The sequence below is a fragment of the Nonomuraea sp. NPDC004580 genome, assembly GCF_040609855.1.
Classification (GTDB): Bacteria; Actinomycetota; Actinomycetes; order Streptosporangiales; family Streptosporangiaceae; genus Nonomuraea; species Nonomuraea salmonea.
Genome location: NZ_JBEXLH010000005.1, coordinates 49728 through 76434, shown reverse-complemented (window position 1 = coordinate 76434; position 26707 = coordinate 49728). Strand labels below are relative to the sequence as shown.

Genomic DNA, 26707 nt, shown 5'->3' with positions numbered 1-26707 from the left:
TCCCCCACCTGCCCTGATGCCCGGTTTGCTACCTTCCGGTCATGCCCTTACGCACGCAGCGTCCCACCGCCCGCGTCATCCTGGCCGAACCCGGCGACCGGGTCCTGATGCTCCGGTTGATCCCGCCGGATCCCTGGCCGCACGTGCTCTCCTGGCACCTGCCCGGTGGCGGCATCGAGCCGGGTGAGAGCGCGGCCGACGCCGCCGTACGGGAGGCGTGGGAGGAGACCGGCCACGTGCTGGACCCGCGGACCCTGGGCGGGCCGGTGGCGACCAACGAGGGACCCTGGTCGCATCTGGGACGCCACTACTACAGCGTCCACACCTACTTCTTCGCCCGAGTCCAGGCCGCGACGCTCGAGCCGGGCGCTCTGGAGGACTACGAGGTGGAGGAGCTGGCGAGGGGACACCGGTGGTGGCGCGCCGACGACCTGGCCGCCTCCCCGGAGCCGGTCTTCCCGCCCGGCCTGGCCGGCATCCTGCCCGCCCTGCTCGCCGGCGACAGACCGGCGAAACCGGTCAAGCTCGGCTGGTGATCAGGCGAGGGCGGCTTCGATGGCGTGGCGGGGCGGCATCGAGGTGCTCGCGCCCTCCTGCTGCACCGACAGCGCCGCCGCCGCCGAGGCGAACTCCAGCGCCCGCGGCACCGCCATCCCCTCGGACCGGGCGACGGCGAGCGCCCCGACGAACGTGTCACCGGCCGCGGTCGTGTCCACGGCGTTCACCTTGACGGCGGAGACCCGGTGCCGCTCCCCCGAGCGCGCCCCGTAGAGCGCGCCTTCCGAGCCGAGCGTGATGACGACCTCGGGCACGAGGTCGAGCAGCGCGTCGAGGGCGTCGTCCGGGTCGGAGACGCCGGTGATGGCGGCCGCCTCGTGCTCGTTCGGGACGATCGTGGTGACGGCCTCGAGCAGCTCGGCCGGCAGTGGCTGGGCGGGCGCCGGGGTGAGGTAGACGTGGACGGCGGACACCCGGGCGGCCTGCGCGGCCCCGACGACGGCCTCCATGGGCAGCTCCAGCTGGAGCAGCAGCGCCTGGGAGCTCGCGATGGCGGCCAGGTCGGAGCCGGACGGCCCGGTGACCGTGCCGTTGGCGCCGGGGACGACGATGATCGAATTGCCGCCCGAGTCGTCCACCACGATGTGCGCGATGCCGCTGGGCCCCGGCACCTGGCGCAGCCCGCGTACGTCGACTCCTGCGTCGGCGAGCGTGGCCCGCATCTCGGCGCCGAACCCGTCGTCGCCCACGGCCCCCAGGAACGCCACCTCACCGCCCGCCCGCGCCGCGGCGATCGCCTGGTTGGCGCCCTTGCCGCCGGGCACGGTGCGGAAGCGGTGGCCGGTGACGGTCTCACCACGCCGGGGGGCCTGGGAGACGTACGCGACGAGGTCCATGTTGGCGCTGCCGAAAACCGAGATCATGACGTCATCATCTCCTGTGTACGCGCGGCCAGCTCGGCAAGACCCACCCCGTCGAACCCGGTCAGGCTGCTGGCCAGGCTGTCGCGCATGCGCCAGCGCTCGGGCACGCCGCCGCCCAGCGCGCCTGCCACGGATCCCGCGGTGGCTCCCGCGGAGTCGGTGTCCCAGCCGCCGGCGACCGCGCCCGCGATGGTGGCGGTGAAGTCGCCGTGGCCGTGCACGAGGGTGGCGGCGACGAGGGCGGCGTTGTTGACGGTGTGCACCCAGTGGAGGTGCCCGTGGCGTTCGTGCAGGCGGTCGATGACCCGCTCGAAGTCGGGCTCGCTCCGGGCGTCGGCAACGGCGAGGGTGACGGCCTCGTGCAGCCGCGACCCGGCGGGCACCACGGACAGCCCGGCCTGGACGACCTCGTCGGCCGACGTGGCGACCAGCGAGGCGGCGCACATCGCGGCCGTGAACATGGCGCCGTAGACGCCGTTGGCGGTGTGGGTGAGGCGGGCGTCGCGCCAGGCGTACTCGGCGGCGGTGGCCGGGTCGCCCGGGTTGACCCAGCCGTACACGTCGGCCCTGATGAGCGCGCCGATCCACTCCCTGAACGGGTTGCGCCGGGTGGCGGTGGCGGGCGGCTCGACACCGTCGAGGAGGTTGCGGTACGCGACCCGCTCGGCGGTGAACGTGCGCCCGGCGGGCAGCTCGTCCAGCCAGAGCTTGGCGACGTCGTCGGTGGTGAAGCCGCGCCCGTGGCGTTCGAGCACGGACAGGGCGAGCAGCGGGTAGTTGAGGTCGTCGTCCTCGGGGACGCCGTCGATGTTCTCGGCCAGCGAGTTGACGGCGCTGCGGCGGTTCCACGGCCAGCGGCGGGCGACGTCGTCCGGCAGCCCCTCGGCGGTGAACCAGCCGGTGATCGGCCAGTTGCCGGTCGACTCGGCGATCTCTCTGATGCCCTCACGCGGGATCTTCTCGACGGGCTTGCCGAGCACGCAACCGGCGGCCCGGCCGAGCCAGGCGCCCAGCACCCGCCCGGGGGCCACGTCCGCGCTCCCCTGCCGGGGCGCGGGCCAGTCGGGGCAGGCGGCGATGATGCCGTCCAGGTCGGACGGCTCGCCGGGCGGCACCGGGAGCGCGGCCAGCTCGTCCAGCAGCTCCTCCGCGAGGCCGCGCAGCCGGGCCGCGGCAGGCTCGGACGCGCCGGCGCGCGGCGGTGCGTCGTGGCCGCCCGCGGCGTGCCAGCGGGCGGCGATCTCGCGGGCGTCGCGGCCGTCCTCGGCGGCCTGGCGCAGCTCGTGCCCGATCAGGTCCTCGGGCTGGACCCAGGTGAGCCGGATCATGCGCGCTCTAGCTCGGCGAAGGCGGTCTCGTGGGCGCGGCGGCGGGCGACGTCGGCGGCGTGCAGGCGGCGCGCGACCTCGGCGATGGCCCGTCCCGGGGCCACCAGGTCCGTACGGCTCGCCGTGCCGACCTGCTCGACCCACTCGGCCGGCACACTGGACAGCCCGCCGAGCGCGCCCGCGATGGCGCCGCCCATGGAGGCGATCGAGTCGGCGTCGCGGCCGTAGTTGACGCCGCCGAGCACGGTGTCACGATAGTCGCCCTTGGCGATCACCAGGAAGGCGAGGGCGAGCGGCAGTTCCTCGATGCTGTGCACCCGGCTCGGCCTGCGCGCGCCCAGCCCCTGGTCGCGGTAGGTGTCGGCGACCGTGTCGTACGGGCGGACGGCCGCGCGCAGCGCCTCGAACGAGCCCTCCCAATGGCCGAGCCCCGAAGCGGTCTCGCAGACGGCCTCGATGGCGGCCCTGGTGCCGTCCTTGGCCAGGCGCAGGCAGGCGCCGACCACGGAGTCCACGGTGGCGCCCGGCCGCATGGCCTCGGCGACGGCGGCGGCCATCACGCCCGCGGCCTCGCGGCCGTAGCTGGACTGGTGGGCGCCGGCCAGGTCGAGCGCCTCGGCGTAGGCGGCGTCGGGGTCGGCGGCGTTGACGATGCCGACGGGGGCGACGTACATGGCGGCGCCGCAGTTGACGATGTTGCCGACGCCGGCCTCGCGCGGGTCGGCGTGGCCGTAGTGCAGGCGGGCCACGATCCACTTCTCGGCCAGGAAGATGCGCTGCAGCGGCAGCGCCTCGGCCTCAAGCTCGGGGATCCAGCGCTTCTCGCCCATCAGTTCGGGCACGAGGTGCTCGGCCACCGCGTACGCGTCCAGGTGGCGTCCGGCCTTCTCGTAGACGCGGATCAGCGCGTGCGTCATCAGGGTGTCGTCGGTGATGTGGCCGTCACCCTTGTGGTAGGGGGCGATGGGCCTGGCGTTGCGCCAGTCGGCGTTGTACGGCGGCACGATGCCCTCGACGCGGCCCCCGTAACGGTCCACGATCTGTTCGGCGGTCCAGCCCTCGGTGGCGCCGCCCAGCGCGTCACCGACCGCCGCCCCCGCCACGCAGCCAGTCGCCCTGTCCTCAAGCGGCGTCATGCGATTCCCTCCGAAAGTGTGTCCGCTATCTCGATCAAGTCTCGGCCCGCCAGGCCGGGCAGGCAGCAGCCGGTGAGCGTGCGGGACGAGGCGGTCCACCCCTCCGGGACCGCCTCGTACCCGCCGCAGGCTCCGGTGAGCGCTCCGGTGAGCGCGGGCGCCGAGTCGGCCAGCGCGGCCAGGCAGGCCGCCGCCGGCACGGCGCGGGTGAGGTCGCCGCCCGCCGCCTCGGCCAGCGCGAGCGCGGCCGGCACGGTCTGCGCGGCGCCGACGCCGTAGCTGTAGACGTGGTCGACCAGGGCCGCGTCCAGCGCGGGGACGGCGGAGAACGCCTCGCCCGCCTTCCGCGCGACGGCCAGCGCGAGCCGGGCGTTGTGCCCGATCGCGGTGTCCTCGGGCAGCTCGGCCAGTGCCGCCTCGACCGCCGCGCCCACCCGGCCCGACGCGACGGCCTCCGTTACGGCGGCGGCCATCGCGCGGGCGGCCAGCACGCCGTCGCCCGCGTTCGTCACCTGCGCGTCGGGGGTCGGGTCGCGGCCGACGACCCCGTACGCGACCGCCCTGACGGCGGCGGCGTCGTCGAAGTGGTGCGGGTTGTCGTGGCCCGACGCGGGCGGCGCGATCCCCCTGGCCAGGTTGTCCAAGGCGGTCGCGACGGAGATGCGGGCCCTGATGCTCTCCGGCCCGGTGCCAGGGCGTACGGGCACCAGCTCCTCGTACGCCTCCGCGCGCGGCCTGCCGATGGTGAGCGCCGTCCAGGCGAGCCATTCCGCGTCGTCCGACGGGCCGATCCGCAGCGGCGCGACCGGCTGGTTCAGCGCGAACGGCACCGGCAGCGTGGTCACCCGATGCTCCTCGGCGAACGCGTCGAGCTCGCGGTGCAGGCGGCGGCTCCAGGGCGCGTGCCGGGCCGAGCGGTGCCGGGTCGCGGGCCAGCCCGCGGCGTCACCGGCGGCGAGCCCGGCGAAGGCTCCCCTGATTCTGTCCCCCGACATGTGATCTACAGTCCTTCCGCCAGCTCGTCGGCGACGTCCAGCACGTGTCTTCCCGCCACGACGGGCAGGCATTTGCCCGTCACGGGCCCGATCCGCGCGGCCCAGCGCGCCGGCACGCCGTCCTCTCCCTGGGAGGCCCCGGCCAGCGCGCCGGCGATGGCGCCGATCGTGTCGGCGTCCCTGCCGAGGCCCACGCCGTACGTCACGGCCGCCTCGACCTCGCCGTTCCCGGCGAGGAACGCGGCCATCGCCAGCGCCACGGCCTCGGGCGCGACGTCGGTCCACGGGTAGTGCCTGACGACGACGGCCTCGTGCAGGGGATCGCCCGCTTCGAGGGCGTCCCTGGCCCGTGTGATGTTCCGCGCGGTCCACGAGTCGGGCGGGACGACCGAGAGCGCCGCGTCGACGACCTCATCGGGACAGGCGCCGCCCATGGCGGCGGCCACCCCGCCGGCGACCGCCCGGCCGCCCATGATGCCCTCGCCCGACCCGCTGACCAGCCCGTCCTGCTCCACCAGCCGGGCCGCCTCGGCCGGGTCACCCGGGCAGAAGATCCCGTACGGCGCCGCCCGCATGGCCAGGCCGTCGGACCAGCCGTGCGAGTGCACCAGGCCGGTCAGCGGCGGTTCGAGCCCGCGGCGAAGCGCTTCGACGGTCCCCAGCTCGGAGAACCCGGCGCCGCGCATCGGCCCCGTCACGCCGGGGATGACCTCGGCCCGGTAGGCCGCCGCCACGTCGGCCGCGGTGAGCCCGTGACCGTGGCGGACCAGCAGGGAGGCGGCGAAGACGGCGTACTCGGTGTCGTCGGTGCCGCCGCCCTCGATCTCGGTGAGCCGGCCCCACCGGCGGCGGATCTCCTCCGGGGTCAGGTTCTCGGCAGGGGCGCCGAGGGCGTCGCCGGCCGCCAGGCCGAGCAGGCACCCCCGGGCCCTGTCGCGTGGTGAGATCACCGGTAGTACCGCTCCAGCACCTTGTTACCGTCCTCGACCAGCCGCTTGGCCGCGTCGTCGAGGGAGATCTTGTTGGCGAAGTACTCCTGCAGCACCGGCGTGGCGACCTTGGTCTTCCACTCGTCGAACCCGTTCACCTTCAGGAACGGCGCGACGACCAGGTCCTTGGCGGAGGCGGTCGCCACGTCCCAGCCGTTCTCCTTGGTGGTGATGGCGGGGTCGGCGGCGGCCTGCCGCGAGGTCGGCAGCAGCCAGTCGCCCTTGGCGAGCTTGGCCTGGTTGGCGCCGTTCAGGAAGAACGCGATGAACTTCATCGCCTCGTCCGGGTGCTTGCTGTCCTGCGCGATCGACAGCGTCTGCGAGACCGCGCCCTGCGAGGCGCTGGTGCCCTTGGGCGCGGGCAGCGTGACCCACTCGAAGCCGTCGGGAGCCTGCTCGGCCACCTGCTGGCGCAGGTAGACGCCGGTCGGCAGCATCGCGAACTTGCCCTGGTAGAAGGCGGGCAGCGGGTCGGCGGTGCCCTGGCCGAGCGCGGCCGGGTCGGCCGACTTGTCCTTGTAGAGCTGGTCGTGGATGCGCTGGAGCACCTCGCGCTCCTCGGGGCCGACCTTGACGGTGGTCTTGCCGTCGGCGGTCTGGAAGAACGTGCCGCCGAAGTTGAGCGCCAGGTTGAGCGTCTTGTTGACCGGCGACTTCATCGGCCAGGCCACGCCGTACTTGCCGCCCTTGGTCATCTTCTTGGCCGCCGCGGAGAACTCGTCCCACGTCCACGGGTCGTCCGGGGTGGGCACGCGGACGCCGGAGGCGTCGAGCAGCTTCTTGTTGGCGATGATGACCTGCGACTCCTGCAGGAACGGCACGCCGTACACGCCCTGGCCGCCCTGGCCGTCGTCGAAGGTGACGGTGTCCCAGGCCGGCTGCGGGATGTCGTTCTTCAGCTCGGCGGGCAGCTTGTCCTTCAGGTCCAGCAGGTAGCCGTCGGAGGCGAAACCGGACAGCGCGGGCGAGTCGTTGTGGATGACGTCGGGGGCCGTGCCGCCGGAGAACTGGGTGACGAGCTGGTCGTTGACGTTGTCCCAGCTGCCCTGGACGTAGGTCACCTGGATGTCCGGGTTGGCCTTGTTCCACTCGTCCACGAGCTGCTTGTTCGCGGCCACCGACTCCTTCTGCCACGCCAGGCTGAGGAAATCGATCGTGACCGGCTCGCCGGGAGCCGGCGACTCGCCGCCTCCCCCGCCGCACGCGGCGGCCAGCGTGAGGACCGCCGCCACCGCCAGAGCGGACGTGATACGCATATGAGCCTCCTAGCCCTTGACGGCGCCGGCCATCAGACCGGACTTCAAACGCCGCTGGATGATCGAAAAGAAGATCAGGCTCGGGATCGTCGCCATGAGCGACGCCGCGGCCAGCGGGCCGAGCCTGGCCACCCCCTCCGGGCCGGTGAAGCGCACCAGCGTCAGCGGGAGTGTCATGACGTCGGGGTCCTGGAGGATGACGAGCGCGAACATGAACTCGTTCCAGGACGAGATGAAGGAGAACAGCAGCGTCGCCACCACGCCGGGCGCGAGCAGCGGGGCCACCACGGACGCGATCGAGCGCAGCCGCGAGGCGCCGTCCACCGCCGCGGCCTCCTCCAGCTCGGGCGGCACCGCGCGCACGTACCCCTGCAGCATCCACAGCGCGAACGGCAGCGTGAACGTGACGTGCACGAGCACCAGCCCGGGCAGCGTGTTCACCAGCTCCAGGTCCCGCAGGATCATGAAGAGCGGGATGATGATCAGGATGAACGGGAACACCTGGCTGACCAGCACCCACCCGATCGCGATCTTGTTGACCAGGCCCCGGTAGCGGGCCATCGCGTAGGAGGCGGGCAGCGAGATCAGCACCGTGATCACGCTGGCGAACAACGCCACCACCAGGCTCCGCAGCGACGCGCCGACCAGGTCCTGCTCGCCGAACGCGGCGCCGAAGTTGGCCGGCGTCGGCTCGCGCGGGATCCACGTCGGCTCGGTCAGCGCCATCTCCTGCGGCGTCTTCAGCGCCGTGGACAGCAGCCACAGCAGCGGGAACGCCAGGAAGACGACGTACGCGAGCAGGGCGGCGTACTGTGAGACGCGCTTCACCTGGCCTCCCTCATCTGGCGCCACAGGTAGAGACCGAGCACCGCGAGCACGACGATGGCCATGGCGAGGCCGAGCATCGAGGCGTAACCGGCCATGCGGTACCTGAACGCCTCCTCGTAGGCGAACAACATCGGCAGCCGGGTGCGGCCACCGGGTCCGCCCTGCGTCAGCACGTAGACCAGGCCGAACTGGTTGATGTTCCACACGAAGTCGAGCGAGGTGATCGCCACGATCACCGGGCGGAGCTGCGGCAGCGTGATGTTCCAGAAGCGCCGCCAGGTGCCCGCGCCGTCCATCGCGCCGGCCTCGTACAGCTCCTTCGGGACGTTCTGCAGGCCCGCGAGCAGCACGACGGTCGTCTGCGGCATGCCCGCCCAGACGCCGACCACGATGATCGCCGGCAGCGCCAGCGAGAAGTCGGCCAGCCAGTTGACGTCGGTGCCGAGCAGGTCGTTGAGCACGCCTGCGTCGGGGTGGTAGACGAGCTTCCACATCAGGCCGACCACCACCGGCGGCATCGCCCACGGCACCACCGACAGCACCCTGGCCACGCCGCGGCCCCTGAGCTTCTCGTTGAGCAGCAGCGCCAGGCCGAGCGCGGCCACGAACTGCAGCACCGTCACCGACACCGACCAGATCGCGCCGATCTGGAACGACGCCCAGAACTCGTCGTCCGTCATCAGCCGGGTGAAGTTCTCCAGGCCCACGAACTCGGTCTGGTGGTTACGGGTGTTGCGGGCGTCGGTGAACGCCAGGCCGATGCCGTACAGCAGCGGGCCCACGCTGAACAGCACCACCGGCACCATCGCCGGCAGCATCAGCAGCCACATCTCGCGCCGCTGCCGCGACACCGCGCGGCGCCGGGCTCCCGGCCGCCGCGGGGGCGCGGATCGCGTCACGGTCGCCGTCACGCGCCGCCCTCCTTCCTCTGGGTTCGCTCGTAGTCGGGGCCGGCCGTGGAGGCGCGGATCGCCAGCCGGGGCGCCACGGTGACCCGTTTGGGGTCGCCGTCGTCGCCCTGCAGCCGCTCCAGCAGCAGCTCCGCCGCCGCCTTGCCGCGCTCGGCCGAGCCGAGCGAGACGCGGGTCAGCGACGGCCACGAGGCCGCCGCCAGGTCGGTGTCGTCCATGCCGACCACCGCCACGTCCTCGGGCACCCGCCTGCCCTTCGCGCGCAGCACGTCGAGCGCGCCGAGCGCGATCAGGTCGTTGGCGCACATCAGCGCGTCCACCTCGGGGGCCCGCGCGAGCAGCTCGGCCACCGCGCGGCGGCCCTCCTCGCGGTAGAAGTCGCCGATCTGCACGAGGTTCTCGTCGTAGGGCAGCCCGAGGTCCGTCAGCGCCTCCCGGTACGCGGCCCCGCGCGCGGCGCCGGGCACCGTGTCGAGCGGGCCGTTGACCATGGCGATGCGGCGGCGGCCGAGCGCGTAGAGGTGGTCGACGGCCAGCCTCACACCCGTGCGGGAGTCGGCGCGTACGTTGTCCACCCGCGTCCCGTCGGGCACCGAGCCGATGATCACGACGGGGGCCCTGGCCGTGGCCAGCATCTGCAGGTGCGTGTCGGTGACGCGCAGGGGGCTCATGATGAGGCCGTCGACGTACCGCTCGCCGAGGCTGTGCAGCACGTCGATCTCGTCGGCCACGACGGCGTCGGTGGAGTGCAGCACGAGCCGGTAGCCGGCCGCCTTCAGCACCGGCTGGATCTCCCGCAGCATCGCCAGGTAGGCCGGGTTGCCGACGTCGGCCATCGCGAACGCGATCTGGTGAGTGCGGCGCGACTTGAGCGACCTCGCCACCGCGTTGCGCACGTAGCCCAGCTCGTCGGCGGCCGCCATCACCTTGCGCACGGTTTCCTGCCTGGTCGGCAGGCCGTTCAGGACCCGCGACACGGAGGCGATCGAGACACCGGCGCGCTCGGCGATGGTGGTGATCGTGGGTCCGTCGCCCAAGGCTGTCCTTCCCTCGTGATGTAAACGTTTACGATGGCTCTGCTGTAAACGTTTACGGCGTGGGCCACATGAAACCTGGATGTAACGTGCGGGTCAAGTCACGATCGCATAACACCAGGTCAGAGCCCATGAACGCAAACCGGCCGCCCCGCCGGACGGCGGCGGGGCGGCCTTCGGACTTGTCAGTCGTGCACGGAAGCGGGGGCCGGGCTCGTCTCCGGGGACGAGGTGGCGGCGGGAAGGGCGAGCAGGGCGCGGATGGCCGGGGAGCCGGCCGCCGTGACGACGGCCGCCAGCACGGCCGGGATGAACAGCGCCACCGGCAGGGACGCCGCCTCCGCCACGAAGCCCAGCACCGCCGGGCCCAGCAGCAGGCCCGTGTAGCCGAAGGCGGTCACCATGGCCAGCGCCCTGCCGACCCGGCCGCCGGCCGCGCCCACCGCGCTGAACAGCACCGGCACCACCGTCGCCAGCCCCACCCCGGCCAGCGCCCACCCGGTCCACGCACACACCACCCGCAGCGGGTCGCCCAGCAGCGGCGAGACCAGCACGAGGACATATCCGGCGGTGGCGAGCACGCCCGCGAGCCTGATCGTCAGCACCGAGCCCAGCCGGGCCCTGATCGGGTCGCCGAGCAGCCGCACGGTGGTCATGGCGATCGAGAAGATCGTGTACGCCAGCGGCGCCAGCGCGGGATCGGTCTCCAGCACCATCCTGGCGTGCAGCGCCGCCCAGTCGATGGCCGCGCCCTCGCTCAGATGCCCGGCGAACGCCGCCACCCCGAGCAGCGCGATGAGCCCCCACTTGAGCGACCCGCCACCTGAGCCTCCGGCAGCGCCTTCAGCGGGCTTCCCCGCGTCCCCGTCCGCGCTCCCGTCCGCGTACACGCCCTCGGCCGCGTGCTGCGGGGCGGGGCGGGTGTAGGCGTCGGGGAGGAGGAGGCGGGCGGCGGGCAGGTACAGGAAGGGCACCACGATCGCCGCCACCACCAGCAGCCCCTGCGCGTCCAGCCCGGCCTGGAGCACCAGCGAGGTGATGCCGCCGCCGGCCGCGCCGCCCAGGCTCCAGGTGCCGTGGAAGGCGGAGATGACGGGCCGGCCGTAGCAGCGCTCGACCTCCACGGAGTGGGCGTTCATGGCGATCTCCATCACCCCGAGCCCCATCCCGAACACCACCGCCAGCACCATCAGCACCCAGGCCGACGGCGCCAGCGCGGGCCCGAGCAGGGCCACCCCGGACAGCGGCCCGGCGATCCAGCACAACCGCCTGCTCCCCCACCGGTCCACCAGCCGCCCGGCGAGCAGCATCGACGCCAGCGCACCGGCGGAGATCAGCAGCAGGACCCGGCCGAGCAGGGCGGGGCCGAGGTCGAGCCGGTCGTTGAGCGAGGGCAGCCCGGCCGCCCACAACCCCATGACAAGACCGGCGAGAAAGAAGAATCCGAAAACTCCGACACGAGCCCGTCTGGCGACAATGGCGGTTTTGTTCACGACTAGAGCATAAACTGTGAAACGTGAATGGTGCTACGACGAGTGGCGAGCTGCGCGCGCACAACCGGGTCAGGCTGCTGCGCGCCGTGCACGACTGCGGGGCCACCCGCACCCGGTCCCAGCTCACCCGCGACCTGCGGCTGGCCAGGGGCACGGCCTCGGTCCTGGTGGCGGGGCTGGCCGAGGACGAGCTGCTGCACGAGGAGCCGGCGCGCGAGCACGTACGCGGGCGGCCGACGCAGGTGCCTGGGCCGCATCCGTACGGGCCGGTCGCGCTGGCCGTGGACGTGCGCGAGGACGCGTGGGAGCTGGCGGAGTGCGAGCTGGGCGGCCGGGTCACGGTCCTTGAGGTACGCCCGCACGACGGCACCCCGGAAGGCGCGCTCCGCCCGCTGGGCGAGGCCCTGGCCGCCCACCGCGACCGCCTCGGCCACCGGGTCATCGGCACGGGTGTGGCTCTGGCCGGCCCGGTACGCCACGGCGGCCTCGTGGACATCGCCCACCTGAACTGGCACGGGGTCGACGTCCCCGCCCTGCTGGCGGCCGACGACCGGGATGAGGCGGGCCCACCGGCCGGGACGCCGGTGGTGGGGAACGACACCGCGTTCGCGGCGGTGGCGGAGGCGCGGCGTGGGCGGCTGCGGGACGTGCGGGTGGGGCTGCATCTGCATGTGGACTTCGACCTGGGCGGCGTCCTGATGGTGGACGGGCGGCCGGTCGCCGGGGCGGGCGGGGTCGGCGCCGAGTTCGGCCACATGCCGCTGGCGGAGAGCCGGCGACCGTGCGCGTGCGGCGCCCTCGGCTGCTGGGGCGCCGACGTGGGCGCGAACGCCCTGCTGCGGCACGCCGGCCTGGCCCACGGGGGCGGCCGGGGACGCGAGCAGGCCGAGCACGTGCTCGCCAACGACGCGGCGGCGGTCGAGGCGACCGCGCGGATGCTGGGCCGGGGCATCGCCGCCCTGGTGAACGCGCACGATCCCGAGGTGGTCACCCTGTCGGGCCACGGCCCTGAGCTGTTCGAGCGGGCGGGGGCGGCGCTCCTGGCGGCCGGTGAGCCTTACCTGATGGCGATCCGCCGGGAGCGGCCGCCGCGCATCGAGGGGTCGGCGCTCGGCTGGCGGGGCGCGTTGCTGGGGGCGATGGAGTCGGTGTTCGACGCGTTCCTGACCGTCGAGGGCCTTGAACTGTGGCGCGATAACCACCCTGACCAGGCCCGCGACACGCCCGACCGGCAAAGTGTGACGCATTCCACCCCGGACGGGGATAGGGCGCTATAACGCCTCCCCTGAGAGCCCCGTAGGCGATCTTGCCAGGCCAGAGAGCCGGAAGCCCGTACGGAACCGTCCGTAGCCGCCTCACCCGTCCCGGCCCCGGGGTAGGTGCCCGTACGTCCTGGACCCGCGCCCCGCGCGGGCGAGGCGGCCGTCGAGCTGGGGTTCGATGACACTCAGCGATCTTGGTCCCGACGGTGGACGGGGCGGCGGGCCCGGCGTCCGCCCAGCTCATGACAGGTCACGAGATCGGCGAGCCGACGCCGGCGGGTGACGCGCGCAAGGCGTCGGCGGGCGTTCGCGAAGGCCGGTGGTGACGCCGGAAAGGGGGCGGGCAGGCGGGCCCGGCGGGTGCCGGATTCATCCCATAGAAAGCGGCATGCCGCTCTTTTCGGGCTACGGTGTGACAGAACGCGTGGTCGGCGGCATAGGGGTCAGCGGGGGCACCGTCCTTCCGTGCGTGACGTGTGCGGGGGCCGCCGCATCGATGCGGGAGGCACGTTGACAGGGCGCTTTCCGCAACACGAACCGCTGGTATCCGCCATGATTAGCCACTGCACCACGGGTAACAGAACCCGAACGTAAAACTCCCCGAGGAGAGAACTGAGATGGCACTTCCCACTCTCACCCCCGAGCAGCGTCAAGCCGCTCTGGCCAAGGCCGCCGAGGCCCGTGCCGCCCGCACGGCCCTGCTGGCGAAGGTCAAGGCGGGCGAGCTGACGTTCGCTCAGCTGCTGGAGCGTGACGACGACATCGCGAAGAAGATCAAGGTGTCGCAGGCGCTGCGCGCCGTCAAGGGCGTGGGTCCGGCCAAGGCCACCGCGCTGATGGAGGAGGCGGGCGTCGACGAGAAGCGCCGCCTCGGCGGCCTGGGCGCCCAGCAGCGCAAGAAGCTGGTCGACGCGCTCGGCTGATGCCGGGCGGCCAGGTCCGCGCGCAGCGCCGCGCGGACCGGCCGGCGACCCCTCATAGCCCGGCCCCCCACAGCCAGGCAGGGCCCGGCGAGCGGAGCCGCCCCCGCTCGACCGGCGGGCGTCCCACGGAACCCCCACTTCCGCCCGCCCAGAGGGGTCACACCCCCACCCCTTAGAGCAGACTCCCCCAGGCCCGCGGGCCGGTCACAACCGCGACTCAGCAGAACGCAGGCGGCTCCATGACGCAGGCCCGCCGGGAGCGCACGCCGGTCAGGAGCGTAGGTAGGTCAGGACGGCGAGGACGCGGCGGTGCTGGTCGGTGTCCTCGGCGTAGAGGCCGAGCTTGCTGAAGATGCTCCTGATGTGCTTTTCCACGGCGCCGTCGCTGATCACGAGCTGCCGTCCGATGGCCGGGTTGGAGCGGCCCTCGGCCATGAGCCCGAGCACCTCGCGCTCGCGCGGCGTGAGCTGGGCCAGCGGATCGTCCTTGCGCCTGCGCACCATCAACTGGGACACCACCTGGGGATCGAAGACCGTGCCGCCCGCGGCCACCCGCCGCAGGCCCTCCAGGAACTCGTCGACGTCCACCACGCGGTCCTTCAGCAGGTAACCCACCGCGCCCCTGGCGTCGGCCAGCAGGTCGTCGGCGTAGGAGACCTCGACGTACTGCGACAGGATCAGCACCGGCGTGCCGGGCACCCGGCGGCGGGCCTCGACGGCGGCCCGCAGCCCCTCGTCGGTGAACGACGGCGGCATGCGCACGTCGACCACCGACACGTCGGGCTTGTGCTTGTCGACCGCCTCCACGAGGGCGTCGCCGTCGCCGACGGTCGCCACCACCTCGCAACCGAACTCTTCGAGCAGCCTGACCAGGCCCTCCCTGATCAGCACCGCGTCATCGGCCACGACTACCCGCACGGAACCTCCGCCACGATCACCGTGGGCCCGCCGTCGGGCGACTGGACGGTCAGCTCACCGTCCACGGCGCGCAGCCGGTCGGCCAGCCCGGCGAGCCCATGTCCCTTGGCGACGTGTGCGCCGCCGACCCCATCATCCCCGATCGTCAGCATGAGGACGTCACCGAGGCGGACGAGCTGCACGGTGCAGACGGTCGCGCGGCTGTGCTTGGCCACGTTCGTGAGGGTCTCGGCGCAGACGAAGTAGATGGCGTTCTCGACGGCGGCCTGGTAGCGCTCCACGGTCTGCACGTCGAGGTCGACCGGGACCGTGCACCGGCCGGCCAGCGCGGCCAGCGCGGGCGCGAGGCCGCGGTCGGACAGGATGGGCGGGGCGATGCCGCGCGAGAGCGCGCGCAGCTCGTCGAGGGTCTCGCGGGTCGCGCTGATGGCCGACTTGAGCGTGGCCTGGGCCGCCTCGGGGTCCTTGGCGAGCTGCCGCTGCGCCCTGGACAGCTCCATGGCGAGCGAGACCAGCCGCTGCTGCGGCCCGTCGTGGATGTCGCGCTCCAGCTTGCGCAGCGCGTTGGCCTCGGCGGAGACGGCGGCGGCCCGGCCCTGCGCCAGGTCGTCGATGCGCTCGTGCAGCTCGGCCACGCCGGTCAGCAGCGCCCGCCCGAGCCCGGCGCGCAGGAGCGCGGCGCCGCGGATGACGAGCGGCATCAGCAGCAGGAAGAGCAGGCCGACGAGGAAGTAGAAGGTCGCGTTGACGACGTAGCCGTCGCCCAGGCCGAGCAGCTCGGGCAGCTCGACGTTGCCGGGGATGCGCGAGGTGACGATGCCGTAGAGCGGCCAGGTGAGGCCGGCGATCGGCACCGCCCAGAACACGACGGTCAGCACGAACGCGAGGATCGCGAACGGCAGGTTGATGATGCCGTGCAGCAGGTCGAGCCAGGACTGCCCGCTCGTCATGGGGTTGACGAGGCGGCGGAAGCGGCCGGCGCCCGGCGGCGCGGGCTTGTAGCGGGGCCGTACGGGCGGCCTGCGCAGCACGTCCGACAGCCAGCCCCGCTCCGCGTCCGCGAACCCGCGCGCGATCAGCAGCGTGCCGGCCAGCAGCGGCACCCCGACCCAGATGACCATCGTGCCCAGTCCGGCGGCGAAGCCCGGCAGCATGAGCGCGAAGCCGATCAGGGTCGTCGGGAAGCCGACCAGTGTGTAACGGGTGTCGAGGAGGACACGCCTCGTCAGGGAGCGCATGGTGACCACGGTAGGTCGTGGGGCGGGCACGGACGAGCGGGTGCGCCGGTGTCCCTTGGTAGGGCTGGCCCTACCCCCGGGGTGGTGGCACGCCGACCTGAGGACTGCGGCTCGCGTCAATGTGCCCGCAGCCGCAGGGCGGGAGCCTTGAGTGCGTTCGCTTCCCCTTGAGATGAGGCCTCCCCCATGACCGTCTTGCTGGACCGCCCGGCCGTCGCGGCACCCGCGCCGCCCGCGCCCGCGCGCCGTGACCACTTCATCGACCTGTTGCGGGTGGCCGGCATGGCGCTGGTAGTCCTCCAGCACTGGACGATCCCGGTGCTCGACTACGAGGACGGCCGGCTGACGACCGGCAACGCGCTGTCCACGCCGGGCGTGTGGGTGGTGACGTGGCTGAGCCAGGTGATGCCGCTGGTGTTCTTCGCGGGCGGCGCGGCGAACGCGATCGGTTTCGCCCGCGCGCGGCGGGCCGGGACGCCGGCGCCGGCGTGGCAGGCGGTGCGGCTGCGGCGGCTGGCCTGGCCGCTGCTGCCGCTGGCGGCGGTGTGGATCCCGCTGCCGCAGCTGCTGCTCACTATGGGCGTGCCGGCGCAGCCGCTGGAGGTGGGGGCGAGGCTGACCGGGCAGTTGCTGTGGTTCCTCGCGGTGTATCTGCTGGCGGTGGTCGCCACCCCGTACGCGCTGCGGCTGCACGAGCGCCACGGCTGGCGGGTGCCGACCGTGCTGGCGCTCGGTGCGGTGGTGACGGACGTGGCGCGGTTCTCGACCGGGCTCGACGCCGTCGGGTACGTGAACGTGGTGTTCGTCTGGCTGGCCGTGCACCAGCTCGGCTTCTTCTACGCCGAGGGCCGGCTGCGCGGGACGGGCCTGCTGGCGGCGGGCGGGTTCGGGGCGGCGGCGCTGCTGGTGGCGTACGGGCCCTACCCGGGCAGCATGATCGGCCTGCCCGGCGCGGAGGTGTCGAACATGGCGCCGCCCACGCTCGCCATGCTGGCGGTCGGCTTCGGCCAGATCGGGCTGGCCGTGCTGCTGCGTCCCGCCCTGATGCGGCTGCCGCTGGCCCGCCTGCTGGACTGGGCGGGGCCGCGCGTCATGACGGTGTACCTGTGGCACATGCCGGCCCTGTTCGCGGTGACCGGGGTGGTCGTGGTGCTGCTGGGCGTGGACACGCCGCGGCCGGGCAGCGTGTTGTGGTTCGCCGGGTGGCCGGTCTGGTTCGGGCTGCTGTGCCTGGTCATGTGGCCGCTGCTGAAGGGGTTCGCCCGGTTCGAGGCGCCGCCCGCGCTGCCGTACGGCACGGCCGGGCAGGGCGGCATGCTGGTGGCGTCGGGCCTGGTCGGCGCCGGGGTGCTGACGCTGACCGTGGGCGGGTTCGCGCCCGGCGCCGGGCCGTTCCTGGCGGTGCTGGCGCTGCTCGCCGGTCTGCTGATGACGGCGCCCAGGCTGCGCGCGTGATGGGCAGGAAACACGGATGTCATCCGCCGATCACGACAATGACGGCATGACGACGATTCGCCCTCTTGAGGACAAGGACCTGCCGGCCGTCGCCGAAATCTACGCCCACTACGTGACGGTGACCGCGGTGACGTTCGACGAGACGCCCCCTGAGCTCGCCGGCTGGCGGGCCAAGGCCGCGGCCGTCGCGGCGGCGGGGCTGCCGTTCCTGGTGACCGAGGTGGACGGCGAGGTCGCCGGGTACGCCTACCTCGCGCAGTACCGCCCGAAGCCCGCCTACCGCCACACGCTGGAGGACAGCATCTACCTGGCCCCCGAGTACACGGGCAAGGGCCTGGGCGGGCGGCTGCTGGGCGAGCTGATCGGGCGGGCCCGCGAGACGCACGCCAGGCAGCTCGTCGCGGTGATCGCGGACGCGGGCGACCCGTCGTCGGCGCGGCTGCACGAGAAGTTCGGCTTCCGCGCGGCGGGCCGGCTGAGCGGAGTGGGGTTCAAGCTGGGCCGCTGGATCGACACCGCGCTCTTCCAGCTGGATCTGCGCGCCACCTGACCCACTTGGGCCTGTGCGGTCCGACCACCCGGCAAACTTCGGCAGGATAGGGGTGTGAGCCTACTCGTTGACCGCCTGCCCGAAGACCTCGACGCCGACCCCGACGCCATCTTCGACGCGTTCGTCGCGTGGAACGCCGAGCGGGGGCTCACCCTTTATCCCGCCCAGGAAGAGGCCCTCATCGAGGTGGTCTCCGGCAACAACCTGATCCTGGCCACGCCGACGGGGTCGGGCAAGTCGCTGGTGGCGGCGGGCGCTCACTTCACGGCGCTGACGCGCGACATGCGCACGTTCTACACCGCGCCGATCAAGGCCCTGGTGTCGGAGAAGTTCTTCGACCTGTGCGCCATCTTCGGCACCGAGAACGTCGGCATGATGACCGGCGACGCCAGCGTCAACCCGGGCGCGCCGATCATCTGCTGCACGGCCGAGATCCTCGCAAACGTGGCGCTGCGCGACGGCGCCGGGGCCGACATCGGCCAGGTCGTGATGGACGAGTTCCACTTCTACGCCGAGCCCGACCGCGGCTGGGCCTGGCAGGTGCCGCTGCTCGAGCTGCCCGACGTGCAGTTCGTGCTGATGTCGGCCACGCTCGGCGACGTCACGATGTTCAAGGAGGACCTGACCCGCCGCACCGGGCGGGAGACCGCGGTGGTCAAGCACGCCGAGCGGCCGGTCCCGCTGGTCTACTCCTACCGCATGACGCCGCTGCACGAGACGCTCGAAGAGATGCTCAGCACCGGCCAGGCGCCCGTCTACGTCGTGCACTTCACGCAGGCCGCGGCGATGGAGCGGGCCCAGGCGCTGATGTCGATCAACATGGCGACCCGCGAGGAGAAGGACGCGATCGCCGCGATGATCGGCGGCTTCCGCTTCACCACCCGCTTCGGCCGGGCTCTGTCGCGGCTGGTGCGCCACGGCATCGGCGTCCACCACGCCGGCATGCTGCCGAAATACCGGCGCCTCGTCGAGCGGCTGGCCCAGGCCGGGCTGCTCAAGGTCATCTGCGGCACCGACACGCTGGGCGTCGGCGTCAACGTGCCGATCCGCACGGTGCTGTTCACCGCCCTGTCGAAGTACGACGGCAACAAGGTGCGCAGGCTGCGGGCCCGCGAGTTCCATCAGATCGCCGGCCGGGCCGGGCGCGCGGGCTTCGACACCATCGGCTACGTCGCCTGCCAGGCCCCCGAGCACGACATCGAGAACGCCAAGGCGCTGGCCAAGATCGGCGACGACCCCAAGCGGCGGCGCGGCTACGCCCGCAAGAAGCCGCCGGAGGGGTTCGTGGGCTGGAGCGAGGAGACGTTCGTCAAGCTCCAGGAGGCCGAGCCCGAGCCGCTCACCTCGCGCTTCAAGGTGAGCAACGCGATGCTGCTCGCGGTCATCAACCGGCCGGGCGACTGCTTCCAGGCGATGAAGCACCTGCTGACCGACAACCACGAAGACCGCAAGTGGCAGCGGCGGCACATCAGCCAGGCCATCGCGATCTACCGGTCGCTGCTGGCGGGCGGCATCGTGCAGCAGTTCCCCGAGCCCGACGAGCAGGGCCGCAGGGCTCGGCTGACGATCGAGCTGCAGGAGGACTTCGCGCTCAACCAGGCGCTGTCCACGTTCGCGCTGGCGGCGTTCGAGCTGCTCGACCGCGAGTCGCCGTCGTACGCGCTCGACATGGTCTCCATCGTCGAGTCCATCCTCGACGACCCGCGCCAGATCCTGTCGGCCCAGCTGAAGAAGGCCAGGGGCGAGGCCGTCGCGCAGATGAAGGCCGACGGCATCGAGTACGAAGAGCGCATGGAGCAGCTGGCCGAGGTCATGTACCCGATGCCGCTCGACGACCTGCTGCTCGGCGCCTACGAGACCTACCGGCGCGGGCACCCGTGGGTGGCCGACTACACGGTCAGCCCGAAGTCGGTGGTGCGCGACATGTACGAGCGGGCGATGACGTTCGCCGAGTACATCCAGTTCTACGAGCTGGCCCGCTCCGAGGGCACGGTGCTGCGCTACCTCGCCGACGCCTACCGCACGTTGTCGCGTACGGTGCCCGAGCACCTCAAGACCGATGACCTGGTCGACCTCATCGAGTGGCTGGGCGAGCTGGTGCGCCAGGTCGACTCCTCGCTGATCGACGAGTGGGAGAAGCTGACCAACCCGGCGGCGGCGCTGGAGGAGCAGCAGCAGCTCGAGGCCAAGGTGCGGCCGGTCACCGGCAACCCGCGGGCGTTCAGGGTGCTGGTGCGCAACGCGATGTTCCGGCTGGTCGAGCTGTGCGCGCTGGAGAAGGAGGAGGAGCTGGAGGAGCTGGCTCCCGACGTCGACTGGGGTGCGGCGCTCGACGCGTACTACGACGAGCACGAGGAGATCCACACCGACGCCGACGCCCGCGGTCCCGCGCTGCTGCGCATCGAGGAGGAGAGCGGGCTGTGGAAGGTGCGCCAGACGATCAAGGATCCGGCCGGCGACGGCGACTGGGGCATCGACGCCCAGGTCGATCTGGCCGCGTCCGATGAGGAGGGCCGGGCGGTCCTGCACGTTCAGGGGCTCAACCGGCTGTAGAAGGGCCGGGAGACATGAACAAGCCGTGTGCCGGAACGGACTGGCAAGGGCGTCCCGGCACCGGCCTGTCACCTTCAGTGTCGGTCGGAAAAGGTCGGGGATGTGTCATCATCGTGTCCCAAGATCGAGACATTCCCCGCATCGGGCGGTCGGCGGCAGTGCGATCTTCCAGGTCGGGCCGGTGATAAGGCGTGGCGGCGGCGTCACGATCCACGACAAAATGGGCCGGTGAACGACGAAGAGATCAGGCGTGTCCTCGGGCTGCTCTACCAGGACGACACGTTGCGTGCGTTCGCCTCACTCGTGCTGGGGCATCCCGACGGCCACTCCCCCGAGGCGCTGCGCAAGCTGGCGGCGGGCGGGCTGGCCGCGTGCGACGAGAGCGGCAAGTGGCACGCCACCCCTGAGCGCTTCCGCGACCTGCTGCGCTCGCGCGCCGAGCCGGCCGCGCAGCTGAGCCAGGAGGAGCGGGTGCTGCGCACGTTCCTGGTGGACGGGCGGCTGACGACCCTGACGATGCGCCGCGACAAGCGGCTCATCCTGCTGCGCCACATCTCGCGCGTCTTCGAGCCCGGCGTCCGCTACCCGGAGAAGGACGTCGACGTCGCCCTGCGCGCCTTCCACGACGACCACGCCGCCCTGCGCCGCTATCTGGTGGACGAGGGCCTGCTGGCCCGCGAGGACAACGTCTACTGGCGCAGCGGCGGCCCGGTCGAGATCTGAGAGGGCTCGCGGGCGTACCGTCGCGCGGCCCGGGTCCGTAGCGTGGGCGGCATGAGTCTCGACGGGTCACCGGCCCCCACCAGCGTCAGCCGCCGGAGATGTCGGACTCGGCGTCGGCGCCGGGGATCGGGCAGTCCCACGGGTCGTCCAGCCAGCCGTCGGGCAGGAGCACCTTCGACCGCTCACCCGATTTGCCGCGCGGCGTGTCGGTGTTGAGCGGCCACGGCTGGTCGCGCTCCAGCTTCGCCAGCCCGGCGCGCAGCCCGTCGAGCGACTCGGCCGTGGCCAGCTCGCGCCGCAGCTCGCTGCCGACCGTGAACCCCTTGAGATACCAGCCGACGTGCTTGCGGAAGTCGGCCACGGCGTAGCGCTCGATGTCGAAGCACTCCGTCAGGCCCTCGGCGTGCCGCTCCATGACGTCGGCGACCTCGCCCAGCGTCGGCGTCGCCCGCTCGGAGCCGCCGTTGAAGGCGTTCTCGAGGTCGCGGAACAACCAGGGCCGCCCCAGGCAGCCGCGCCCCACCACGACGCCGTCGCAGCCGGTGCGGGCCACCATCCTCAGCGCGTCGTCGGCGCACCAGATGTCGCCGTTGCCCAGCACGGGGATCTCCCGCACCGCCTCCTTCAGCCGGGCGATGGCCTCCCAGTCGGCGACGCCGCCGTAGTGCTGCCGGGCCGTGCGGGCGTGCAGCGCGATGGCCGCCACCCCCTCCTCGGCGGCGATCCGGCCGGCGTCGAGGTAGGTGAGGTGGTCGTCGTCGATGCCCTTGCGCATCTTCATCGTCACGGGCAGCGAACCGGCGTTCGCGACCGCCTCGCGCAGGATGCGCCGCAGCAGATTCCGCTTGTACGGCAGCGCCGACCCACCGCCCCGCCGGGTCACCTTGGGCACCGGGCAGCCGAAGTTGAGATCGACGTGGTCGGCGAGGTCCTCCTCGACGATCATCCGGACCGCCCGCCCGACCACGGCCGGATCGACGCCGTAGAGCTGGATGCTCCTGGGTCGCTCCGACTCATCGAACCTGATCATCCGCAGCGTCTTCGGATTGCGCTCGACCAGGGCCCGCGTCGTGATCATCTCGCACACGAACAGCCCCGAGCCCTGCTCGCGGCAGAGCACGCGGAACGGCGCGTTCGTGATGCCCGCCATAGGCGCCAGCACCACCGGGGGCCACACCCCGATCGGCCCAATCTTCACCCCGTCAGTTGTAGCGCAGGTCAGGCCGTAACCGGTATTCCGCCGATAGTCTGTGATCGGCATCTTCGGTTGAGGGGGATGGATGCTTCTTCGCGTACGCCTCACGCTGCCCGACAGGCCGGGCTCGCTGGCGCAGGTGACCAAGGCCCTGGGTGCGTCGGGGGCCGACATCACCCAGGTGACCGTGCTCGAACGAGGCGACGGCCGGGCGGTCGACGACATCACGGTCTACTGCCCCGACGACATCTCCAGGCAGGACCTGGTCAAGAGCCTCGAAAGCCTCGAAGGCGTGGCCGTCGACGGCGTCTGGCCCACCCGCGAGGCGCCCGGCACCTACCCGGAGCTGGAGATACTCAAATACATCACCACGGCCGGCGACCGGGCGCTGACCACGCTGATCGACTCGCTGCCCGTGCTGTTCAGCGCCGACTGGGCGGCCACCGCCGCCGAGGGCCGCATCGTGTACGCGAGCTGGCGCGCGCCCGAAGACTTCACCGTCCCCGCCGAGACGCCCGCGCGGCCGACGGCGCTGACCGTCGAGGGCGGCCCGCACCTGATCCACGCGCCGCTGCCGCCGCTGGCGCTCTCCCTCATCCTCGGCCGCAGCGAAGGCCCCGCCTTCCACCGCATCGAGGTCCACCGCCTCACGAGGATCCTCGAGATCTTCCTGAGCCTCCCCGCCACCGAGCGAAGCGTGGCCCGCCAGCTTCGCAAGTAAGCATCCGGTCCGGAAACGCGCTATTGTTAACCACGCAACAGCGCGGAAGTGGCTCAGTGGTAGAGCATCACCTTGCCAAGGTGAGGGTCGCGGGTTCGAATCCCGTCTTCCGCTCGGAGAGGGGTTTGACTCGGTGGCGTGGCCGAGAGGCGAGGCAGCGGCCTGCAAAGCCGTCCACACGGGTTCAAATCCCGTCGCCACCTCCAAGGACGATTAGCTCAGCGGGAGAGCGCTTCCCTGACACGGAAGAGGTCACTGGTTCAATCCCAGTATCGTCCACCACCTCTCAGAAAACCCCCGGCCGCTCGGCGGCCGGGGGTTTTCTCGTGGGAGGGGCGCGTCGGCCGCGTGATCCTTCCCTCGGCGGGAGGGGGATGCCCGCCGCGTGGGGTTTCTCCTGCGGCGGTGGGGAGGGGTCGCCCGAGCCCACCGCATGGGGTCTCCCCCGGCGTCACTGGCCGGCGAGGCCGGTGTGGGCGACGCCGCGGATGATCTGGCGCTGGAAGAGCACGAAGACGATGAGCAGCGGCAGCCCGGCCAGCACCACCGAGGCCATGATCTGCGCGTACCGCAGGCCGAAGGTGCCCTGCACGACGTTCGCCAGGCCCACCGGGAGCGTCATCGTGTTCGGGTCGGTGGAGACCAGGAACGGCCACAGGAAGTTGTTCCAGGTGCTGATGAACGTGAAGATCGACACCGCCGCCAGCACCGGCCGCGACAGCGGCAGCACGATGGTGAAGAACACCCGCCACCGCCCCGCCCCGTCCACGAACGCCGCCTGCTCCAGCTCCTCCGGCACGTCCTGGAAGAACTTGACCAGGATGTAGACGATCAGCGGCGCCGCCACCTGCGGCAGGATGATCGCCCACCAGGTGTCCACCAGGCCGAAGGCGACCATCTCGGCGAACAGCGGCGCGATCAGCACCTGCGGCGGCACCATGATGCCCGCCAGGATGAGGCCGAGCAGCGCCCGCCGCCCCTTGAACCGCGTGCGCGCGAACCCGTACGCCGCCATCGCCGAGAACAGCACGGTCAGGAACGTCACCGCCACCGCCGTGACCGTCGAGTTGATCGCCCACTTGACGATCCCGCCGGTGCCGAGGACCAGCTCGTACGACTCCAGCGTGAGCGTGCTGCCGAACCACTCCAGCGGCAGCTTCGTGGTCTCCGACTCCGGCTTGAGCGACGTGGCCACCGCCCACGCGATCGGGGCGAGCCACAGCACCGCCAGCACCAGCGCGGCCACCAGCAGGACGAACTGGCTGAAGCTGAACCGCTTGGTCACGACGCGACCTCCTCGCGCTTGCGGAACAGCCGGAGCTGCGCCAGGGAGACGATGACGATGAGGGCGAACAGGATGTAGGACACGGCCGAGGCGTAACCGGTGCGGTAGCCGGTGAAGCCGATGTCGTAGGCGTACTCGATGATCGAGCGGGTGGCGTCCTCGGGGCCGCCGCCGGTCATCAGGTAGACCTGGTCGAACACCTTCAGCGAGGCCACGAGCTGCAGCACCACGATGAGCGCGGTGGTGCGGCGGAGCATCGGCAGGGTGATCGAGCGCAGCTTGTCCCAGGCGTTGGCGCCGTCGATGGCGGCGGCCTCGTACAGGTGCTGGGGGATGGACTGCAGGGCGGCGAGATAGAGCAGGAAGTTGAAGCCGACCGTCCACCACACGGTGGTCAGCACCACCGACCACATGGCCAGAGACGGGTCGCCCAGCCACACGATGTCGGTGCCGAGCGTGCCGTTGATCAGGCCGTACTCGGGCGGGTAGATCATCTGCAGCCACAGGATCGACACCACGGCCGACGGCAGCAGGAACGGCCCGAAGAACGACAGCCGCCACAGCCACTGCATGAACCGCAGGTGGTGCACCAGCAGCGCGAGCACCAGGCCGAGCAGGACCAGCGGGATCGTGCTGAGCACGGTGAAGACGAGCGTGTTCCACAGCGAGCGCCACATGCGCGGGTCGGCGAACGCCTCGGCGTAGTTGCCGAAGCCGATGAAGTGGTCGTTGCCGCCCGCGACGTTGACACTGGAGAAGCTCATCTGGAAGCCGAGCAGCGTCGGCCAGACCAGGAAGACCAGGTAGATCAGCAGGAATGGGGCCACGAACAGCAGGCCGTGCTCCGTCCAGCCGCGCCGGACCTTCGACTGCACGGCCGCGACGGCGGTCGCGGTGGGCGCGACGGTGGCGGTCATGAGCGCTCCTCGGCGTCCTCGGCGGGGAAGGGGTCGGGGGCCGACAGCAGCCGGTTCAGCGACGCCTTGGCGGCGGCCAGGCCCTGCTCGGGGCTGCGCTCGCCGCTGATGACGGGCGAGAACGCCTCGCCGAACTCGATCCACAGGCGCGAGGCCGAGCCGGCGAACCACGCCTGCGGATCCAGCGCGACCTCCGTGATGACCGAGCGGTACTCCGACTGCGGGTCCAGCGCCAGGTAGTCGGGCTCCTCCAGCGCCGGCAGGTACGCGGGCACATGCCCGGCGACCGCCCAGTCGGCGCTGTTCTTGACCAGGTAGGCGATGAAGCGGTAGGTGGCCCGCTCGATCTCGGGGTCCCTGCTGCGCTGGTGGGGCAGGACGAACGCGTGGCAGTCGGCCTGCGCCGCGCCGCTGCCGAAGACGCTGGGGAGGCGGGTCATGCTGAACGGCGTGCCGCGCTCCTTCAGCCCGGTGATCTCCCAGTCGCCGTTCCACAGGAACGCCGCCTCGCCGTTGGTGAACTTGGCGACGGAGGCGCCGTAGTCCGTACGCGGGTCGCACAGCTCTTCCTGCCCGAGCCGCTGCATCAGCCGCAGCGCGTCCAGCGCCTTGGCGTCGTCGACGGCGATCGCGGTGTTGTCGGGCGTCAGCAGCGTGCCGCCGCTCTGCCCGTAGAGCGAGTACCACACCCGCCAGGGGCCGACCGTGCCGAGGCCGAGCGCGTCCATGGTGAGCGGCGGCTTGCCGCCCATGGCCTCCTTGGCCTTGGTCAGCATGGCGATCAGTTCGTCCACGCCCGTGGTGGGCCGCAGCTTGCCGTCCGCGCCGAGCAGCCCGGCCTTCTCGCAGATGTCGGTGTTGTAGTACTGCACCATCGGGTGGGCGTCGAGCGGGATGGCGTACAGGACGCCGTCGAGGTGGGCGCGTTCCCAGATGGGCGGGCTGAAGTCGGCGGCCTTCAGGCCGGCCTCCTCCAGCAGTTCGGTGTCGATGGGGTCGAGGATGCGCCCGGCGCCGATGCCGGCCAGCCGGGCGAGGTGGAACGTGGCGAGGTCGGGCGAGCGTCCGCCGGCGCCGGCCATGGCGATCTTCGTGTAGTAGGGCTCGCCCCACTGGAGCACGTTCTCCTCGACGAAGACGTCGGGGTTCTCCTTGCCGAACGCCTTGACCATCCCGTTCATCGTGATGCCGTCGCTGGCGCCGAGGAAGTGCCAGTACCTGATGCGGGTCTGGGACGAGCCGAACCCCACGGGGAGCGCGCATCCCGACGCGGCGGCGGCGATCAGGGCGAGGCCGCCGCCCAGGAGGTGCCGGCGGTTGATGTGAGGGGGACCGTGCACTGGATGGCCTCTTCCTTACACCGGGGCTGTGGTCTTGGGAAAGGGCGGGTGAGGGCAGCAGAGGGGGCCTCCCGTCGGAGGCGGACAGGCGGCACGTCCGGGTCGCGGCGGCCGCCGTGCGCACCCCGGTGTTTCGCCGGGGTTACCCGAGTGTTAGCGGTAACAAGCGGCCTGTCAAGGGCCCTCGGGCAACCGCTTACCAGCTCTTGACCTGGCCTGTGATAGCGCTAACAATC

General features: G+C 72.0%; 25 protein-coding genes and 3 tRNA genes. 12 read left to right on the top strand and 16 right to left on the bottom strand.

Annotation, left to right across the window (positions count from 1 at the left end; genetic code table 11):
• Nucleotides 1–41 precede the first annotated feature (41 nt).
• Complete coding sequence (locus tag ABZW11_RS08780; protein ID WP_355414206.1) at nt 42–536, top strand: NUDIX domain-containing protein; 495 nt, start codon at nt 42–44, stop codon at nt 534–536.
• On the opposite strand, the gene rbsK is transcribed toward ABZW11_RS08780, so the two are convergent.
• The 10 genes from rbsK to ABZW11_RS08730 form a co-directional block, all read right to left on the bottom strand.
• The gene (rbsK, locus tag ABZW11_RS08775) at nt 537–1421 is read right to left on the bottom strand and encodes a ribokinase (protein ID WP_355414204.1); all 885 of its coding nucleotides are present in this window, start codon (nt 1419–1421) and stop codon (nt 537–539) included.
• On the bottom strand, nt 1418–2749 hold the full coding sequence (locus tag ABZW11_RS08770; protein WP_355414202.1) for an ADP-ribosylglycohydrolase family protein: 1332 nt from the start codon (nt 2747–2749) through the stop codon (nt 1418–1420). Before ABZW11_RS08770 ends, rbsK begins: the two co-directional genes overlap by 4 nt.
• Nucleotides 2746–3885, bottom strand: a complete 1140-nt coding sequence (locus tag ABZW11_RS08765; RefSeq protein ID WP_355414200.1) for an ADP-ribosylglycohydrolase family protein — start codon at nt 3883–3885, stop codon at nt 2746–2748. The genes ABZW11_RS08770 and ABZW11_RS08765 overlap by 4 nt, the downstream gene beginning before the upstream one ends.
• The gene (locus ABZW11_RS08760; RefSeq protein WP_355414198.1) at nt 3882–4880 is read right to left on the bottom strand and encodes an ADP-ribosylglycohydrolase family protein; all 999 of its coding nucleotides are present in this window, start codon (nt 4878–4880) and stop codon (nt 3882–3884) included. The genes ABZW11_RS08765 and ABZW11_RS08760 overlap by 4 nt, the downstream gene beginning before the upstream one ends.
• Before the next feature lie 5 nt (nt 4881–4885).
• On the bottom strand, nt 4886–5830 hold the full coding sequence (locus ABZW11_RS08755) for an ADP-ribosylglycohydrolase family protein (RefSeq protein WP_355414196.1): 945 nt from the start codon (nt 5828–5830) through the stop codon (nt 4886–4888).
• Nucleotides 5827–7125: a sugar ABC transporter substrate-binding protein gene (locus tag ABZW11_RS08750; RefSeq protein WP_355414194.1), complete on the bottom strand. Its 1299-nt coding sequence runs from the start codon at nt 7123–7125 to the stop codon at nt 5827–5829. The genes ABZW11_RS08755 and ABZW11_RS08750 overlap by 4 nt, the downstream gene beginning before the upstream one ends.
• A gap of 9 nt (nt 7126–7134) precedes the next feature.
• Nucleotides 7135–7953 carry a carbohydrate ABC transporter permease gene (locus ABZW11_RS08745; protein ID WP_355414192.1) on the bottom strand — a complete coding sequence of 273 codons (819 nt, stop codon included), beginning with the start codon at nt 7951–7953 and terminating at the stop codon, nt 7135–7137.
• On the bottom strand, nt 7950–8864 hold the full coding sequence (locus ABZW11_RS08740; protein WP_355414190.1) for a sugar ABC transporter permease: 915 nt from the start codon (nt 8862–8864) through the stop codon (nt 7950–7952). Before ABZW11_RS08740 ends, ABZW11_RS08745 begins: the two co-directional genes overlap by 4 nt.
• Nucleotides 8861–9901 (bottom strand): LacI family DNA-binding transcriptional regulator, encoded by a 1041-nt coding sequence (locus tag ABZW11_RS08735; RefSeq protein ID WP_355414188.1) that lies wholly within the window; start codon nt 9899–9901, stop codon nt 8861–8863. The genes ABZW11_RS08740 and ABZW11_RS08735 overlap by 4 nt, the downstream gene beginning before the upstream one ends.
• 182 nt (nt 9902–10083) lie before the next feature.
• Nucleotides 10084–11391: an MFS transporter gene (locus tag ABZW11_RS08730; protein ID WP_355414186.1), complete on the bottom strand. Its 1308-nt coding sequence runs from the start codon at nt 11389–11391 to the stop codon at nt 10084–10086.
• A gap of 23 nt (nt 11392–11414) precedes the next feature.
• Here ABZW11_RS08730 and ABZW11_RS08725 point away from each other — a divergent pair, with 23 nt between their 5' ends.
• The 3 genes from ABZW11_RS08725 to mihF all read left to right on the top strand — a co-directional run bounded on the left by ABZW11_RS08725 (nt 11415) and on the right by mihF (nt 13576).
• Nucleotides 11415–12668, top strand: coding sequence for an ROK family protein (locus ABZW11_RS08725; protein ID WP_355414184.1), 1254 nt, complete (start codon nt 11415–11417; stop codon nt 12666–12668).
• Between the two features lie 179 nt (nt 12669–12847).
• On the top strand, nt 12848–12979 hold the full coding sequence (locus ABZW11_RS08720; protein ID WP_355414182.1) for a hypothetical protein: 132 nt from the start codon (nt 12848–12850) through the stop codon (nt 12977–12979).
• A gap of 291 nt (nt 12980–13270) precedes the next feature.
• Complete coding sequence (gene mihF, locus ABZW11_RS08715) at nt 13271–13576, top strand: integration host factor, actinobacterial type (RefSeq protein ID WP_043641121.1); 306 nt, start codon at nt 13271–13273, stop codon at nt 13574–13576.
• Between the two features lie 270 nt (nt 13577–13846).
• Here the strand turns inward: mihF and ABZW11_RS08710 are convergent, their stop codons facing one another.
• Both ABZW11_RS08710 and ABZW11_RS08705 read right to left on the bottom strand, forming a co-directional pair.
• Nucleotides 13847–14494, bottom strand: coding sequence for a response regulator transcription factor (locus ABZW11_RS08710; RefSeq protein WP_355414180.1), 648 nt, complete (start codon nt 14492–14494; stop codon nt 13847–13849).
• On the bottom strand, nt 14485–15732 hold the full coding sequence (locus tag ABZW11_RS08705; RefSeq protein WP_355414178.1) for a sensor domain-containing protein: 1248 nt from the start codon (nt 15730–15732) through the stop codon (nt 14485–14487). The genes ABZW11_RS08710 and ABZW11_RS08705 overlap by 10 nt, the downstream gene beginning before the upstream one ends.
• A gap of 186 nt (nt 15733–15918) precedes the next feature.
• Here ABZW11_RS08705 and ABZW11_RS08700 point away from each other — a divergent pair, with 186 nt between their 5' ends.
• The 4 genes from ABZW11_RS08700 (at nt 15919) to ABZW11_RS08685 (ending at nt 21013) form a co-directional block, all read left to right on the top strand.
• Complete coding sequence (locus ABZW11_RS08700; RefSeq protein WP_355414176.1) at nt 15919–17187, top strand: acyltransferase; 1269 nt, start codon at nt 15919–15921, stop codon at nt 17185–17187.
• 46 nt (nt 17188–17233) lie between these two features.
• A complete protein-coding gene (locus tag ABZW11_RS08695) occupies nt 17234–17737 on the top strand; it encodes an N-acetyltransferase family protein (protein ID WP_355414174.1) in 504 nt (167 codons plus the stop codon).
• Between the two features lie 54 nt (nt 17738–17791).
• A complete protein-coding gene (locus ABZW11_RS08690; RefSeq protein ID WP_355414172.1) occupies nt 17792–20290 on the top strand; it encodes a DUF3516 domain-containing protein in 2499 nt (832 codons plus the stop codon).
• Between the two features lie 228 nt (nt 20291–20518).
• A complete protein-coding gene (locus tag ABZW11_RS08685; RefSeq protein WP_355414170.1) occupies nt 20519–21013 on the top strand; it encodes a DUF2087 domain-containing protein in 495 nt (164 codons plus the stop codon).
• 85 nt (nt 21014–21098) lie between these two features.
• Here the strand turns inward: ABZW11_RS08685 and dusB are convergent, their stop codons facing one another.
• Nucleotides 21099–22211: a tRNA dihydrouridine synthase DusB gene (dusB, locus tag ABZW11_RS08680; RefSeq protein WP_355414168.1), complete on the bottom strand. Its 1113-nt coding sequence runs from the start codon at nt 22209–22211 to the stop codon at nt 21099–21101.
• A gap of 82 nt (nt 22212–22293) precedes the next feature.
• Here dusB and ABZW11_RS08675 point away from each other — a divergent pair, with 82 nt between their 5' ends.
• From ABZW11_RS08675 to ABZW11_RS08660, 4 genes are all read left to right on the top strand, one after another.
• Nucleotides 22294–22929, top strand: coding sequence for an ACT domain-containing protein (locus ABZW11_RS08675; RefSeq protein WP_355414166.1), 636 nt, complete (start codon nt 22294–22296; stop codon nt 22927–22929).
• Between the two features lie 42 nt (nt 22930–22971).
• A tRNA-Gly gene (locus ABZW11_RS08670) sits at nt 22972–23043 on the top strand.
• 18 nt (nt 23044–23061) lie between these two features.
• Nucleotides 23062–23135: transfer RNA gene (locus tag ABZW11_RS08665), tRNA-Cys, on the top strand.
• Nucleotide 23136: 1 nt separating this feature from the next.
• A tRNA-Val gene (locus tag ABZW11_RS08660) sits at nt 23137–23211 on the top strand.
• A gap of 169 nt (nt 23212–23380) precedes the next feature.
• On the opposite strand, the gene ABZW11_RS08655 is transcribed toward ABZW11_RS08660, so the two are convergent.
• From ABZW11_RS08655 to ABZW11_RS08645, 3 genes are read right to left on the bottom strand one after another with little or no spacing between them, the layout of a single operon-like run.
• Entirely contained in the window at nt 23381–24214 is an 834-nt protein-coding gene (locus tag ABZW11_RS08655; protein WP_355414164.1) for a carbohydrate ABC transporter permease, read from the bottom strand.
• A complete protein-coding gene (locus tag ABZW11_RS08650) occupies nt 24211–25131 on the bottom strand; it encodes a sugar ABC transporter permease (RefSeq protein ID WP_355414162.1) in 921 nt (306 codons plus the stop codon). The genes ABZW11_RS08655 and ABZW11_RS08650 overlap by 4 nt, the downstream gene beginning before the upstream one ends.
• Nucleotides 25128–26471 carry an extracellular solute-binding protein gene (locus ABZW11_RS08645; RefSeq protein ID WP_355414160.1) on the bottom strand — a complete coding sequence of 448 codons (1344 nt, stop codon included), beginning with the start codon at nt 26469–26471 and terminating at the stop codon, nt 25128–25130. The genes ABZW11_RS08650 and ABZW11_RS08645 overlap by 4 nt, the downstream gene beginning before the upstream one ends.
• Nucleotides 26472–26707: the final 236 nt, after the last annotated feature.